The organism is Mesorhizobium sp. WSM4935 (assembly GCF_029625735.1).
GTDB lineage: Bacteria > Pseudomonadota > Alphaproteobacteria > Rhizobiales > Rhizobiaceae > Mesorhizobium.
Window position 1 is genome coordinate 112,028 of the sequence record NZ_JARTVR010000016.1, and the last position, 13,845, is coordinate 125,872.

The 13,845-nt window shown below is 61.5% G+C and carries 13 protein-coding genes; 6 read left to right on the forward strand and 7 right to left on the reverse strand.

What is annotated here, in order from left to right; all coding sequences use genetic code 11:
- Positions 1 to 142 precede the first annotated feature (142 nt).
- Together P9273_RS27255 and P9273_RS27260 are read right to left on the reverse strand one after the other, a co-directional pair.
- Positions 143 to 1,048, reverse strand: a complete 906-nt coding sequence (locus tag P9273_RS27255) for a YihY/virulence factor BrkB family protein (protein ID WP_278051529.1) — start codon at positions 1,046 to 1,048, stop codon at positions 143 to 145.
- A 279-nt stretch (positions 1,049 to 1,327) separates the two neighbouring features.
- The gene (locus tag P9273_RS27260) at positions 1,328 to 2,317 is read right to left on the reverse strand and encodes an SDR family oxidoreductase (protein ID WP_278051565.1); all 990 of its coding nucleotides are present in this window, start codon (positions 2,315 to 2,317) and stop codon (positions 1,328 to 1,330) included.
- A gap of 336 nt (positions 2,318 to 2,653) precedes the next feature.
- Between P9273_RS27260 and P9273_RS27265 the strand changes: the two genes are divergently transcribed.
- Positions 2,654 to 2,956, forward strand: a complete 303-nt coding sequence (locus tag P9273_RS27265; RefSeq protein WP_278051530.1) for a DUF982 domain-containing protein — start codon at positions 2,654 to 2,656, stop codon at positions 2,954 to 2,956.
- 206 nt (positions 2,957 to 3,162) lie between these two features.
- On the forward strand, positions 3,163 to 3,561 hold the full coding sequence (locus P9273_RS27270; RefSeq protein ID WP_278051531.1) for a hypothetical protein: 399 nt from the start codon (positions 3,163 to 3,165) through the stop codon (positions 3,559 to 3,561).
- A gap of 498 nt (positions 3,562 to 4,059) precedes the next feature.
- Here the strand turns inward: P9273_RS27270 and P9273_RS27275 are convergent, their stop codons facing one another.
- From P9273_RS27275 to P9273_RS27295, 5 genes are all read right to left on the reverse strand, one after another.
- On the reverse strand, positions 4,060 to 5,259 hold the full coding sequence (locus P9273_RS27275) for a mandelate racemase/muconate lactonizing enzyme family protein (RefSeq protein ID WP_278051532.1): 1,200 nt from the start codon (positions 5,257 to 5,259) through the stop codon (positions 4,060 to 4,062).
- A 9-nt stretch (positions 5,260 to 5,268) separates the two neighbouring features.
- Positions 5,269 to 5,595 (reverse strand): NIPSNAP family protein, encoded by a 327-nt coding sequence (locus P9273_RS27280; protein ID WP_136091931.1) that lies wholly within the window; start codon positions 5,593 to 5,595, stop codon positions 5,269 to 5,271.
- Between the two features lie 102 nt (positions 5,596 to 5,697).
- Positions 5,698 to 7,056 carry a mandelate racemase/muconate lactonizing enzyme family protein gene (locus tag P9273_RS27285; protein ID WP_278051533.1) on the reverse strand — a complete coding sequence of 453 codons (1,359 nt, stop codon included), beginning with the start codon at positions 7,054 to 7,056 and terminating at the stop codon, positions 5,698 to 5,700.
- Positions 7,057 to 7,112: 56 nt separating this feature from the next.
- The gene (locus P9273_RS27290) at positions 7,113 to 8,279 is read right to left on the reverse strand and encodes a mandelate racemase/muconate lactonizing enzyme family protein (protein ID WP_278051534.1); all 1,167 of its coding nucleotides are present in this window, start codon (positions 8,277 to 8,279) and stop codon (positions 7,113 to 7,115) included.
- A gap of 48 nt (positions 8,280 to 8,327) precedes the next feature.
- Complete coding sequence (locus P9273_RS27295; protein ID WP_278051566.1) at positions 8,328 to 9,038, reverse strand: GntR family transcriptional regulator; 711 nt, start codon at positions 9,036 to 9,038, stop codon at positions 8,328 to 8,330.
- 217 nt (positions 9,039 to 9,255) lie between these two features.
- Between P9273_RS27295 and P9273_RS27300 the strand changes: the two genes are divergently transcribed.
- From P9273_RS27300 to P9273_RS27315, 4 genes are all read left to right on the forward strand, one after another.
- Positions 9,256 to 10,737, forward strand: a complete 1,482-nt coding sequence (locus tag P9273_RS27300) for an ABC transporter substrate-binding protein (RefSeq protein WP_278051535.1) — start codon at positions 9,256 to 9,258, stop codon at positions 10,735 to 10,737.
- 138 nt (positions 10,738 to 10,875) lie between these two features.
- Positions 10,876 to 11,835: a carbohydrate ABC transporter permease gene (locus P9273_RS27305; protein WP_278051536.1), complete on the forward strand. Its 960-nt coding sequence runs from the start codon at positions 10,876 to 10,878 to the stop codon at positions 11,833 to 11,835.
- Positions 11,832 to 12,722, forward strand: a complete 891-nt coding sequence (locus P9273_RS27310; protein WP_278051537.1) for a carbohydrate ABC transporter permease — start codon at positions 11,832 to 11,834, stop codon at positions 12,720 to 12,722. Before P9273_RS27305 ends, P9273_RS27310 begins: the two co-directional genes overlap by 4 nt.
- A gap of 10 nt (positions 12,723 to 12,732) precedes the next feature.
- Positions 12,733 to 13,830 (forward strand): ABC transporter ATP-binding protein, encoded by a 1,098-nt coding sequence (locus tag P9273_RS27315; protein ID WP_278051538.1) that lies wholly within the window; start codon positions 12,733 to 12,735, stop codon positions 13,828 to 13,830.
- Positions 13,831 to 13,845: the final 15 nt, after the last annotated feature.

Here is a 13,845-nt window from a genome sequence, read left to right on the forward strand (position 1 = left end):
ATCGTCGGCCATATCACCCTTACTATGTGCCCGCCCCAAAACCATAAGTCGTTTCAGGGGGACTCAGTTCCACGGGCACTCGACCTGGTTCGTGCAGGTCAGCCTGGAAAAGCAGCTCCGTTGTCAAGCACGTGGCGATTGGTCACTTTCGTGTCTTTTGCTTCACAACCGGCGCGAGATCGGCGCGGCTTCCGTTGCTCACCGAATAGGCGCGCGTGATTTCGGCGCCGAACAGAAAGATCTGAGCCGAGTAATAGACCCACAGCAACACCACCATCAGCGCACCTGCGGCGCCGTAGGAGGTCGCGATCGAACTGCTGCCAATATACCAGCCGATCAGCGACTTCCCGACGGTGAACAGAAGCGCGGTGACCAGGGCGCCGACGGCGACATCCCGCCATTTGAGGCTGCGGTCCGGCAGGACTTTGTAGATCGCCGCGAAGAGCAGCGCGATCAGCAGGAACGAAACGACCGTGTTGATGGAACTCACGATCAGTTCGCCGAACGGCAGGCGCTGGTTGATCGCATCGCTCAATGCCGAGATGGCCGTGCTCGCCGCGAGCGACACCAGGAGCATAAAGCCCAGCGCCGCCACGAGGCCAAGGCTCGCTATCCTCGCCCGCACAAGGCTCGAAAGCGACATATCGCTTGGTTCGACTTTCCAGATCTTGTTCAGCGACTGCTGCATCTCGCCGAAGACGCCAGAGGCCGTTATCAGGAGCGTCACCAGCCCGATGATCGTGGCGAGCGCGCCGGACCATCCGCGCGAAGCGGTCTCGATCGTGGCCTTCAGGAGATCGGCACTCTGCGGACCCATGACGCCCGATATCTCGGCCGAGAGCGCGAGTTGCGCGGCGTCTCTGCCGACAACGATGCCGGCGACCGCCACCACGATCAGAAGGATCGGCGCAAGCGAGGTGGTGGCATAAAAGGCAATCGCCGCGCCATGGCTCAAGGCGTTGTCGTCGATGTAGCCGCTTACGCTTTGCTTCAGCAGTGGCCAGGCCTCTTGAGGCCAGCCGGTCTTCGATTTCCTGTCCTGCACCATGTGCGCTGCCCGCCTCGAACCGATGCGGGCCGGGTGGGACAAGAGCTCGACTGCCTTTTCGTTGGCCAGGATGCGAAGCCGGAAAAATCATCCTGTTCTCTCTGCCACCAGGTCCGGCTAACGCGGCCCGCTGAAGTCAATAACGATCAGGTTCAATTGTTCCGAACCAGTTCGTCGGCGCCCGGATCATGGCGGGCCGGCCGCGGGCATGTCCCCGCCGCACGGCCGAAGTCGCCTGGAGGGTTCTCCTCGGGCTTTGCCCAGCCTTCCGGGCGGTGTTCAGTAGCCTCCTATGATGGGCAGGATCTCGCCGGTGATGTAGCTGGAGCATTGCGGCGAGGCTAAAAACACATAAGCCGGCGCGATCTCCTCCGGCTGGGCGGGCCGCTTCATCGGTGTCTTCGCGCCGAAGCGCGAAACGTCCTCAGCCTCCTTCTCCGAGGGGTTGAGCGGCGTCCATACCGGGCCCGGCGCCACCGCGTTCACGCGAATGCCCTTGCTGATGAGATTGCCGGAGAGTGCCCGGGTGAAGGCGTGGATTCCGCCCTTGGTCATCGAATAGTCAACCAGATCCTTCGAACCTTCGATGCCGGTGACGGAACCGGTATTGATGATCGCCGACCCGGGTTTCATATGCGGCACCGCCTCCTGCGCCATGTGGAAATAGCCATAGAGGTTCGTCTTCAGCGTGGTGTCGAAATGCTGCTCGGTAAGGTCGGCGAAGTCGGTCGAATGAACCTGGAAGGCCGCGTTGTTGACGAGCACGTCAATCCTGCCGAACGTCTTGACGGTCTGCTCGACCAGCTTGTGGCAAAAGGTTCGTCTGGCGACGTCTCCGCGAAGCGTGATGCAGCGCCTGCCTTCAGCCTCGACTGCCTGTTTCGTCACCTTTGCGTCGCGGTCCTCGTTGAGATATGCGATCGCGACATCCGCCCCTTCCCGCGCGAACAGAACCGCCACCGCGCGGCCGATGCCGGAATCGCCGCCGGTGATCAGGGCCACCTTGCCGTCCAGCTTGCCCGACCCTTGCCAGAACGGCGCGTCATAAAGCGGCGCCGGTTCGATCGCCCATTCCTCGCCGGGCTTCGGATGATGCTGCTTGGGGAATGGCGGCGCTGGATATTGCCTGGCGCCGGCCTGCATGGCTCCCTGCGATTTGGATTTGCCGTTCGGCTTGGCGCGGTCGGCCGCGTCGACCTTGCGCTGCACGCTCCGCTGCCGGCTCGCCGCGTGCTCGGTGGCGGATTTGGCCGGTGAGGTGGACGCCATCGGCGTAGCGGATTTTGTCGCTCGGACGGATTTCGTCGGCATTGCTTTCTCCTTTGTTTCTCTCTCGGGACAACGCGGCCGAACAGAAAAGGTTGGCATTGCCACCCAACGCCCGGTCGTCTGCCGCCCGGCTCGTGCTTGAACCCGCCGTTGCTCGATTGGATGCAACCGGGCCGCGGCAATTTCGTTTATGGCGATCTCGATCCGTGCGGTGGCGCCATGAAATCCTATCGGACGAACAAAGCCCCTCTCGTTCTCGCAGTGACCGCCCTGAGAGCGGCACCCTTCGTCGGCCTCGGCTGGCCTACGAGCGGGTGGTTAGGCTGGTGACGAGGCATGGGCAGATTCTTGCCGCTCACCATTCGCTTCGTCCGCGGCGGCACGATGGTGGTTTCCTCGATCGCCGATGCCAAAAAAGCACTTGGCGGGGCATGGAAAAACAAGGACGCACCGGCCTATCTGAAGGCGGCTCGTCTGGTGGAAGACGCGGCCAATGGAATTTGCCGGCCGGCCATCGCCTTTGCTGCCTTCAAGAAAGCGGCTGCCGAGCAGGGCCTGCTGGAGCCTACCGGACCGAGTGCCGCGCTCAGCATGTTCGACCAGCTCTGGTCACGCGACCGCAAGGGGCCGCTGAAATGACCCAGGCTCCAACCCGCGGCCGTGCGAGGACGAGCCGGCGCTCAACGTAGGCCTGGTGGCGGCCGCCCAGGCGGTCGACCCTCAGCCCCGACAGCCTGTCGGACCACCCGGCAAGGTTTCTTTGCAAGCTGGGTGCCAGCGGACTTCGTGACGAAATGAAACCGCTGGCGATTTAACCCGCCTTGCCGCGCGGGAGTTGGAACGACATGAGTATTTTCGCGTTATGCGCGATGCTTCTCGATGATCACATCAGCATGGCACAAAGGCATGTTCGGCATGGCGAGCTGCACATTGCGCGCCAGCACGAGCGGATTACCCGACTAAGAAGCAAAAGCCTGCCGACGACGGATGCTCTGAGTTTCCTGAACCTGTTGGAAGAAGTTCACGCCGCCCAGCGACGACGCCTTTCGCAACTTCTGTCGAAATCGGCCGGCTCACAAGCGGCCTCCGAGGTTTCGGCTGCCGAGACGCGGTTGGTGAAGGGCGCGACGGATTTGATTTGGATTCCCGATCCCATCGTCCGGCTCACGCTGGAGCTTGAGCAGGAGCTTAAAGCCAGAATGAAGTGGCTGGCCGCCAAGCCTCCCAAGGGCAGGCTTCACTAGTTTACTCGTCCCGCCGGACTACCCGCTTTTCCCATAGGATCTGCACCAGGCGTCGACGTTACGTCACAATAGGTGGCACAATTTGCGGCATCGCAAGCAGACGCACCACCCACGATCGAAACATCCATTTAAATCGAAAAATCAGCACCCTTACGGGAGAAGCCGATGGTACCGTTGGCTGGGATCACTCCGTTCTCTACTCATTTGTTTTTGCTTTGTTTTTCTTCTTTGACGACCGATTTGTATCACAATGGGTAGCACAAATTGTAGCACATCTCTCGGTGGGCGATTGCCGTGCCTGAGCCAAAGCGGGCGGCAACCACGAACGCCATGGGCTATCGGCGGCCAGGGGCGGTCGCCCCGCAGCTCCGTTACCCGAAACGAGAAAGTGCAGTGATGGCGGAACCAGTCCATGTCGTGGGTCAGCCAGCATCTGTACGGGATATTAGTAATGCTAAAATTCTCACTGAAGCCCATCGAGACGAGATGGTGGGAAGCTCAGTCGAAGAAGCCCGCATCCTCTTCCCTGAGATATTTCTTGGCCGCCTCCGCGTCGATATCAAGGCCGAGCCCCGGCGCTTCCAGCAGGTCCACCATGCTGTCCTTCACGATCTGTTTCGGCAGACCGATTACCAGGTCCTCCCACCAAGAGTTGGAGGCGCTTGGATATTCGAAGGCGATGTAGTTTGCGGGCAAGGTGGCGCAGACATTGATCAGCGCGCCGAGACCGAGCAGGCCGTTGGCGGTGCCGTGCGGCGCCATCAGGATCGAGTGCATGTAGGCGTGCTCGGCGACCCATTTGAGCTCGGCAATGCCGCCGATATCGGCCGGATCGGGGCCGATGACACGCACAGCCTGGGTCTCGATAAGCTCCTTGAAATTGTGTCGCAGATAAATCTGCTCGCCGGTATGGATCGGCGTCGAGGTGGAGGTGGTCAGTTCCCGATAGGCCTGCGGATTGACCCACGGCACATAGTCACCGGTCAGCATGTCCTCCAGCCACATCAAATTGTACTTCTCGACGGCGCGGGCGAACTTGATCGCGTCGGGCAACATCCAGCCCGGCCCGCAGTCGAGGGCCAGGCTGACCTTGTCACCCAGCACCTCTTTCATCGCGATGACGCAGTCGAGCATGTGATTGAAACCGCGCTCGCTGATGACGCCCTGATCCATGGCGCCGTGATAGCCGGCCTTCTTCTGCGTCACGCCGTAGTGAAAACCTTCGACGCTGTCCTTCATGTTGGAGTGAAAGGAGATGCCCTGCTTGACCATGAAGAAGTTCTGCGGCTGCTCCATCATCCATTTGACGTCGGCGGCGTAATCCTCCGGACGGTCGCCCGTGCGCCTGCGGCGGATCGAACCGTTATAGACGCGCACCTTGTCGCGCACCTTCCCGCCGAGCAGCTTGTAGACCGGCACGCCCGCAGCCTTGCCGGCGATGTCCCACAGCGCATGCTCGATGGCGCTCACCGCCGCGCCATAGGGCTTGAACGAACCGCGCTGGCGGATCTTCAGCATCACCCGTTCAACGTCGGTCGGGTCCTCGCCGATCAGCGCCTCGCGGAAATGCAGCACGAAGGGTTTCAGGTAGGTCTTGGTGAACTCGACCTCGCCAAGGCCATAGAGCCCCTCATCGGTGACGATGCGGACGATCGGGTGCTTGCCCATGACGGCGCAGCGCAGGTCGGTGATCTTCATGGCGCCGTCCTATTTCACAGACGAGAAAGCTGTCGGCGTGAGCAGCTGGCTGCTTATATTGGCAACGATCTGCCCGTCGCGCTCAGACTCGTCCCGGGCCCTGTGCCATACCGGATCGGTGACGAAAGCCGTCCATTTCGCCTCGCGCTCGGCCAGCGATTCCCAAGCTAGGAAATAGGTGAGGCGATTGCTGTTTTCGCCGATCACCGTGGTGAAGAACCCGGCTTGGCGGATGCCATGCCTCTCCCATATGGCCAGCGTTTGGTCGGAAAAGCGCTTGAGCAAAGCCGGCAGCCTGCCCGGCAGGCAGTCATAGATACGCAGTTCGTAGATCATGGTTTCGTCCGTTTCTTTTTCGCCTCTCCCTTGGGAGAGGTCGACACGAATGCTCGGGCGGTGGCCCTGTGAGCCTGGGAGAATGAGGGCGGAGAACCCGGGCTAGCTCCAGGTCCGGTCCCAGCTATATTCATTGTCCCAATGCTCGGTGGATTGCCATATCCCCGTGACACCGGGCTGCAGATGCTGGCTGATCACCTCGTCGACGACGTCATCGATCCCCAGACCCGGCTTGTCCGGAACGGTGATGAAGCCGTCCTTCACAAGGGGCTTGGGAAGACCGGTGACGATGTCGTCCCACCAGTCGACATCGGCGGAATGGTATTCGAGCGCCATGAAGTTCTCTGTCGCGGTCGCGACATGCGCCGCGGCCATCGCGGCGATCGGGCTTTCGGCCATGTGGATCGCCATGCCGACGCCGTGCTCCTGCGCCATGTCGCCGACCTTCTTGGTCTCAAGGATGCCGCCGCTGGTGAGCAGGTCCGGATGGATAATGGAGACACCTCCGCTCCTCAGCAGAGGCTCGAAGCCCTCCTTGAGGTAGATGTCCTCGCCGGTGCAGATCGGCACCGAGGTCGCCTGCTGCAATTGCCGGTACTGGTCGGTGTACTGCCAGGGGATCACGTCCTCGAGCCAGGCCGGCACGTATTTCTCGATACGGCGCGACAGGCGAATGCCGTCCTGCAGCGAGATGTGGCCTACATGGTCGATGGCTAGAGGAATCTCGTAGCCGATGACCTCGCGGACTTCGTGGATATACTGCTCGAGCAGGTCTATCCCCTTTTCGGTGAAATGCAGGCCCGTGAACGGGTGCCGCACGTTCTGCGCGTCGTAAGCGAGATTGCGGGCCTTGCGCTCCTCGAGCGTGCCGCCGCGGCCGCGCGGATTGGCGTGAAACCCTTCGAGCGCGCCGGCGGGCGATGTCACAGCACCCGGAATGTGGGCGATCTGCATCAGGCCCAGGTCCATCTTGAGGAAGGTGAAGCCACGCTCCATGCGCGCCTTGAGGCGCTTGCCGGTCTCGGTGCCGCTCGGCTTCTCGGCGTCCGTATCGCAATAGACGCGCACGCGGTCGCGAAACCTGCCGCCCAGCATCTGGTAGATCGGGACGCCATAGGCCTTGCCGGCGAGATCCCACAGCGCGATCTCGACGGCCGACACGCCGCCGCCCTGCCGCCCATGGCCGCCGAACTGTTTGATGCGTCGGAACAAGCGGTCGACATCGCAGGGGTTTTCGCCAAGCAGCCGGCTCTTCAGCATCAGCGCATAGGTGGCGCTGGCCCCGTCACGCACCTCGCCAAGCCCGACAATACCCTGGTTGGTGTAGATCTTGAGCAGCGCCGAGGTGAATGGCGCGCCGACGATCTCGGCCACCCGCATATCGGTGATACGCAGCTCGGACGGCCTGGAATTCGTGTTGATCCGATTGAGAGCCTCGTCGGCTCCATCCATCTTTGGCATGATTGGTCCTCGTTCCGCTCGGAGTGGCCCCGCCCGCCGGGCCTGCCTACGTAGTGCTAGCCCAGCTCGATCTCGTGGGCTTGCAAGTAGTCGCGGTTCATCTCGACACCGAGGCCAGGCCTCGACGTCAGCTTCAGGTTGCCGTTCGAAACGTCGAGCGGTCTGTCGATGAGGTGATCGTATTTGGAGAGGTCCCACTCCGAGGTTTCGAGCTTGTAGAAGTTGGGAACGGTCATCATCACCTGCGCTCCAGCGACCACGTTGATCGGCCCGGCAGCGTCATGCGGGGAGACCGGGACGTAATAGGATTCGCAAAGGGCGGAAATCTTCTTGAGCTCGGTGATGCCGCCGGTCCAGGTGACGTCGGGCATGATGTAGTCGGCGAGCTTGTTCTCGAGCACGGGCACGAAATCCCACTTCGTGTGGCCACGCTCGCCCCAGGAGATTGGGGCGCTGACCTTGTCGCGCACCTGTTTGAGCGCATTGAGGCTCTCGGGCGGACAAGGCTCCTCGAACCAGTCGATCTGGCCGGCTTCCTCGAGGCTGCGGCAGAGGCGAACGGCGGTGGGGACGTCGAAGCGACCATGCGCATCGATGAGAATGTCGACATCGGGCCCCGCCGTCTCGCGGATGAGAGCCGTGAGCTCGGCCGCCTCGCGCTCGTCCTTGCGGGTCATGCTGCCGTCGAGATAGCCGTCCCGCCTTTCGCGGGCCACGCCATCGACGCTTGGACCCTGGTGAGGAAACGGGTCGAACTTGAGCCCGGTGTGGCCGGACTCCACGATGCCGCGAATTTCGCGGACGACGGCTTCCTTGCTGGTGAATTTGGCCTGGTCGGGATGGGTGTAGAGCGCGATTTCATCGCGCACCGGCCCGCCCAGCAGCTCATAAATCGGCTTGCCTAGGACTTTGCCGCGGATATCCCAAAGCGCTATGTCGATGGCGCTCACGCATTCGACGGCGGCGCCGCGGCTGCCCATATAGGTGAAGCTGCGGAAGATCTTGTGCCACAGATGCTCGATGCGCGCCGGATCCTCGCCCGTCACGGCGGCGCCGATCTGCCGCAGGATCGTGCACAGCGCGCGGTTGGCGAGCTTCGTCGTCGTGGTGATCTCGCCCCAGCCGCAGACCCCTTCGTCGGTCGTCACTTCGACGAACAGGTACTCTCCCCAGTATGAAGCGTCGGACTTGACCAGCCATGGCCGAATACTCGTGATTTTCATCTGAATTACCCTCTCTGAAACGGCCAGGCTGACGGTGTTGCGGATCGGCTACCCTGCCCGGGCGGCGCTGCGCGCGCGCATGTGTTCGAGGACATGCCGGCCGGAGCCCTCGACATGGCGGGCAATGAGTTCGGCTGCCTTGTCGGCGTCTCCCGATTTCACGAGCGCGATGAGCTCGCGATGCTCGCGGATGATCGCCGCGCGTCGGGCAAGCGTGAAATTGAAACGCCGGCTCACCGCCCGCAGCACTTCGCGATGCTTCCACCAAAGCTCGGCGGCATGGCGGTTATAGTGCCGCTGGTACATCACGGTGTGGAACGCGGTATCCAGCTCGCTGTGCCTGAACGTGTCGGCGAAGTTGTTCTCTTCGATCAGGCCTTGCAGACGTTCGAGCTCGGCAATGTCCTCCTCGGTCGCCATTCCCACAAACCAGCGCGTCAGGGCGGGCTCGATGAGAACGCCAATCTCGTAGATATCGCGCACGAAATCCTGATCTATGGGCCGGACGCGCGCGCCCCGGTTGGGAACGAAGGTGACGAAGCCCTCGCCACGCAACAGCTGCAGCGCCTCACGCACGGGATTGGTCGAGGTGCCGTGACGGCGAGCGAGATCGGTGACCACCAGCCGCTCGTTGGCAGCCAGCCGTCCCTCGATGATGTCTTCCCTTATCTGCTCGTACAGCGAGGCGCCCTCGCTTGATGCCCCGAGAGCATCAATCCCCTCGGGTGGCTCTGCTTTGAAATCGCTCGTTCCCGCCAAGGCCATCATCCCCCTTAGTCCAATACACGATCCGACCGATATCATGCACATCTTCGACGAACAATGTACGATTTGTTGCGTTGACAGCCATTCTGCGATCTGAAAACGTACAAAGTGATCGAAGGGATACATTAGGGCGGAGAAATATCCTGCGATCGAACGGCCAAGGACCGCCTGCCTCGACGCAGAGCGGCATGGGAGAACCTGGAGGAGACCTATGAGGAGGATCACAGTCGGCGGTGCCGTCCTGCGCGGCGCTGTCTCCACTGCTTTGACGATATCGCTGATGTCGGCTTCGGCGCTTGCCGCGCCCCCGGTCGACCTGAGCAAGTGGTCGCCCGAATATGTGCGCTCGATTGCTGGCACGCAGGAGTTTGACACAGCCGGCGATTGCGCCAAGGTCACCCCGCTCGACTACAAGGGGCGACTGACATTCTGGTACCAGGGCGTGTTCGAGGGCGACCCCGACCTCCTGCGCCAATACTACAAGGACTTCTTCGCAACCTTCCGCAAGACCTACCCGAACATTCAGCTCGAGGAACAGGCCCTCACCTACAACGACCTGCTCGACAAGTTCCGCACCGCGCTCCTTGGCAATGCCGCGCCGATGGCAGTCCGCCTGCAAATCCTGGGTGGCACCGAGTTCGCTTCGAAGGGCTATCTGCAGCCGCTGAAACCCGAGGATGTCGGCTATTCGAGCGAGGATTTCTGGCCCGGCGCCATGAAGGCCGTGACCTGGGACGGCGTGACCTACGGCATTCCGACCAACAACGAGACGATGGCCTTCATCTGGAATGCCGACATCTTCAAGCGCGCGGGTCTCGATCCGAACAAGCCTCCGGCAACCTGGGACGACGTCGTCAAATATTCGAAGCAGATCCACGACAAGCTCGGCATTGCCGGTTACGGCCTAGTGGCGCGCAAGAATGCCGGCAACACGCCCTACCGTTTCATGCCGCAGCTATGGGCCTATGGCGGTGGCGTTTTCGATGAAGCCACGGCGAACCCGACCTATAAGGAGATCGAGCTCAACAGCCCGCAGAGCAAGGCAGCGCTGCAGGCCTCTTACGACATGTATGTTCGCGACAAATCGGTTCCGGTTTCGGCGCTCACCAACCAGCAGGCCGACAACCAGCCGCTGTTCCTGGCCGGCCAGCTCGGCATGATGATCTCGCATCCGTCCGACTACAACGTCATGCTCGACCTGCAGAAGAAGGCAACGGGCACCGACAAGGACAAGGCACAGACCGTCATCGACAACATGCGCTACGGCCTAATTCCGACGGGTCCCGACGGCAAACGCGCCGTGGTCTTCGGCGGCTCGAACATCCACATCCTGAAGCCTGAATATGTCGAGGGCGGCAAGGTGGACGAGCCGGCGGCAAAGGCCATCATCTGCATGTGGACGAGCCCTGAATGGTCGTTGAAGATGGCCTATGCCGGCTCGAATCCCGGCAATCTCAACGGCTTCAAGACCAAATGGATGAAGGAGCGTCTGGACAGCATCAAGTTCCTCGATGTCACGACATCGATGCTGCCCTACGGCATCCCCTTCCCGGCGCTGCCGCAGTCGCCCGAGATCATGAACATCATCATCCCGGACATGCTGCAGAACGCCCTGACCGGAGCCATGACCGTCGACCAGGCGGCGGACGACGCGGCCAAGAAGGTGAAAGACCTGATGGGCGGCGGACTCTAGAGCATGATGCCGAAAAGTGTGAAGCGGGTTTCGGACGACATCATGCTCTACTTCTTTGACTTGGAAGCCTGACCTGCGATTTCACCGGCTGCGCCGACAACGCAGCCGGTTCCTTACGATGAACAAGGGCACGCCAAAGTGACGATCGTGAGCGGCAAGGCCGAGGCTCGCCGACCATTGCAATCCGCCAGGTCCGATGTGCTCCGCAAGATGTGGGAGCATCGCGCCGACTACGCTTATGTGCTTCCGGCGATTGCCGTGATGCTCATCGTGATCGCTTATCCGATCTACTACACGATCGAATTGTCGTTCTTCAACACGCCGCCCGGCCTGCAGCTCCGCGACAAGATTTTCGTCGGTTTCAACAATTACACGGCCATCCTGACAAGCCAGGTATTCTGGCAAGTCACCCTGAACACCCTGATCTGGACGTTTGCCTCCACCTTCATCTCCTTTGTCCTGGGATTCGCCACCGCGCTGGCGCTGCACCGCGACTTCATCGGACGCGGTGTCCTACGCGCCATCCTGATCATTCCTTGGGTTATCAGCGCGGTCGCCGCCTCCTATATTTGGAAGTGGATCTACCATTCGGATTTCGGGATCATCGGCGCGGTGCTGGTCGAGCTCGGATGGGCCGACCGGCCGCCCAATTTCATCGACAGCGTCTCAACGGTGCTGCCCTCCCTCATCGTCGTCAACATCTGGCGCGAGTTTCCGTTCGCCATGATCATGATGATGGCCGGCCTGCAGACAGTGCCCGACCAGCTGCTGCGCGCCGCGAAAGTCGACGGCGCCGATGCATGGCAGCGCTTCTGGCATGTCACCTTCCCGCATCTGAGGAATGTCTCGACGGTGACGATCCTGCTGCTGGCGGTGGCCAACTTCAATTCCTTCATCATCCCCTGGATCATGACCGGCGGCGGGCCGTCGAACGCATCGCATATCTGGATCACTCACATCTATGAGCTCGCCTTCGGCCGGCAGCGTTGGGGGGTGGCGGCGGCCTACTCCGTGCTGCTGTTCCTCATCCTGATGACGCTTGGCTACTTCTATGTCCGTGCGCTCAGCGGCAACGAGCGGAGGGAGGCAAACGCGTGAGCACGATTGCCGAGACAAGCTCACGGGGCCAGACCCGCCGCCGCGTGCGCCTCGACGGATGGCGGTGGGGCGGGCGCATCTTCCTGCTGTTCATGCTGCTTTACACCGCGCTGCCGATGGTCTGGATGCTGCTCACCTCGATCAAGTCCGGCTTCGCGGCGATGCAACTTCCGCCGCAATGGTGGCCCGACCAGCCTACCCTTGCCAGCTATCAAAAACTGCTCGATCCGCAGAACAGCGTCGGCCAGGACTTCCTGCGCTTCTTCTGGAACAGCCTTCTCGTCTCGACCGCCACGACGATCCTTTCTGTGATGGTGGCGGTCCCGGCGGCCTATGCTTTTTCGCGCTTCACCTTCCCAGGCAGGAGCTTCCTGTTCTTCGCCGTGCTGCTACGCAACATGTTCCCGGCGGTGATCTTTCTGGTGCCGCTCTTCATCCTGATGCGCGCGATCGGGCTGGTAAACACGCATGGATCGCTCATTCTCACCTACCTCACTTTCGGGCTGCCGCTGGCGATCTGGCTGCTCAAGGGCTTTTACGACAACATTCCGGTGCAGCTCGAGCAGGCGGCCCGGATCGATGGGGCGACGCGGTTCCAGGCTTTCGTGATGATCGTGATGCCGCTCTCGGCGCCGGGGATAATCGCCACCGCGATCTACTCCTTCATCGGCGCGTGGAACGAGTACATCTACGCCTACACCTTCCTCTCCAAGAACGAACAGCTGACGCTGCCGGTCGGCATCCAGCGCTTCTTCTCGGAGAACACGACGGACTTTCCTGGCCTGATGGCGGCCAGTTTCATGATGAGCGTGCCCGTCGTGGTGCTGTTCCTCCTCCTGCAGCGATACTTCGTGCGCGCCCTTACCGAGGGCGCGGTCAAGCACTAGGGAGTTTCGGATGGCGCATGTGGTCCTCAAAGATCTCGTCAAGACCTATGGCGGCTTCAAAGCCGTCAACGAGGTTTCGCTGACGGTCAATGACGGCGAGTTCGTCGCGCTCGTCGGTCCTTCGGGCTGCGGCAAGACGACGACGCTCAATCTCGTCGCCGGCCTGACCTCCGTCACATCAGGCGACATCTTCATCGGCGACCGGGTGGTCAACGACCTCGACCCCAAGGATCGGGATATCGCCATGGTATTCCAGAACTACGCGCTCTATCCGCAAAAGTCCGTTTACATGAACCTCGCCTTCCCGCTGCAGATGCGCAAGCTGCCCCGGGACGAGATCGACAAGAAGGTCAGGGAAGCGGCGCGCGTGCTCGACATGACGCAGCTGCTCGAACGCAAGCCGCGCGAACTTTCGGGCGGGCAACAACAGCGCGTGGCGCTCGGCCGGGCCCTTGTTCGGGATCCGGCGGTATTCCTGATGGACGAACCGCTCTCCAATCTGGACGCAAAGCTGCGCGTACAGATGCGATCCGAGATCAAGCGGTTCCACCAGGACCTCAAGGCGACGATCATCTATGTAACGCACGACCAGCTCGAGGCCGTCACCATGGCGGACAGGATGGCGGTGATGAATGGCGGATACCTTCAGCAATACGATTCGCCCGCGCAGGTTTTCGCACATCCCGCCAACATGTTCGTCGCAAGCTTCGTCGGCAGTCCGGCGATGAGCCTTATTCCGCTGGAGGTATCGACGGCAAACGGCAGCACAGCACTGACGAGCACCGAAGGCTGGAACCTCGCGCTGTCGCAACTCAATGCGCGCAAGGTCCAGAGAGCGACCACCAGGAAGGTGGTGCTCGGCGCGCGACATTCGACGATCAAGCTGCACAAGAGCGCGGTTCCCGGCGCCATTCCGGCCAAGGCCTATACGGTGGAGCCGACCGGAGACGTCACCTTCGTCCAGGCTTTCCTGTCCGGCGCCATCGTCAACATCAGCGTTTCGCCCAACATCGCCGTCGCGCCTGACGAACAGATCTGGCTCGAATTCGACCAGGAGCGCATGCACCTGTTCGACGGCGAAACCGAAATGGCCCTCAAGGCCAGCTGACGCGAGCGGAACGTG

Excerpts from the sequence above, each read along its gene's own strand:
- P9273_RS27255 (WP_278051529.1), bottom strand. The coding sequence starts at position 1,048 with ATGGTGCAGGACAGGAAATCGAAGACCGGCTGGCCTCAAGAGGCCTGG.
- P9273_RS27275 (WP_278051532.1), bottom strand. The coding sequence starts at position 5,259 with ATGAAGATCACCGACCTGCGCTGCGCCGTCATGGGCAAGCACCCGATC.
- P9273_RS27265 (WP_278051530.1), top strand. The coding sequence starts at position 2,654 with ATGGGCAGATTCTTGCCGCTCACCATTCGCTTCGTCCGCGGCGGCACG.
- P9273_RS27285 (WP_278051533.1), bottom strand. The coding sequence starts at position 7,056 with ATGCCAAAGATGGATGGAGCCGACGAGGCTCTCAATCGGATCAACACG.
- P9273_RS27260 (WP_278051565.1), bottom strand. The coding sequence starts at position 2,317 with ATGGCGTCCACCTCACCGGCCAAATCCGCCACCGAGCACGCGGCGAGC.
- P9273_RS27315 (WP_278051538.1), top strand. The coding sequence starts at position 12,733 with ATGGCGCATGTGGTCCTCAAAGATCTCGTCAAGACCTATGGCGGCTTC.
- P9273_RS27300 (WP_278051535.1), top strand. The coding sequence starts at position 9,256 with ATGAGGAGGATCACAGTCGGCGGTGCCGTCCTGCGCGGCGCTGTCTCC.
- P9273_RS27280 (WP_136091931.1), bottom strand. The coding sequence starts at position 5,595 with ATGATCTACGAACTGCGTATCTATGACTGCCTGCCGGGCAGGCTGCCG.
- P9273_RS27270 (WP_278051531.1), top strand. The coding sequence starts at position 3,163 with ATGAGTATTTTCGCGTTATGCGCGATGCTTCTCGATGATCACATCAGC.
- P9273_RS27290 (WP_278051534.1), bottom strand. The coding sequence starts at position 8,279 with ATGAAAATCACGAGTATTCGGCCATGGCTGGTCAAGTCCGACGCTTCA.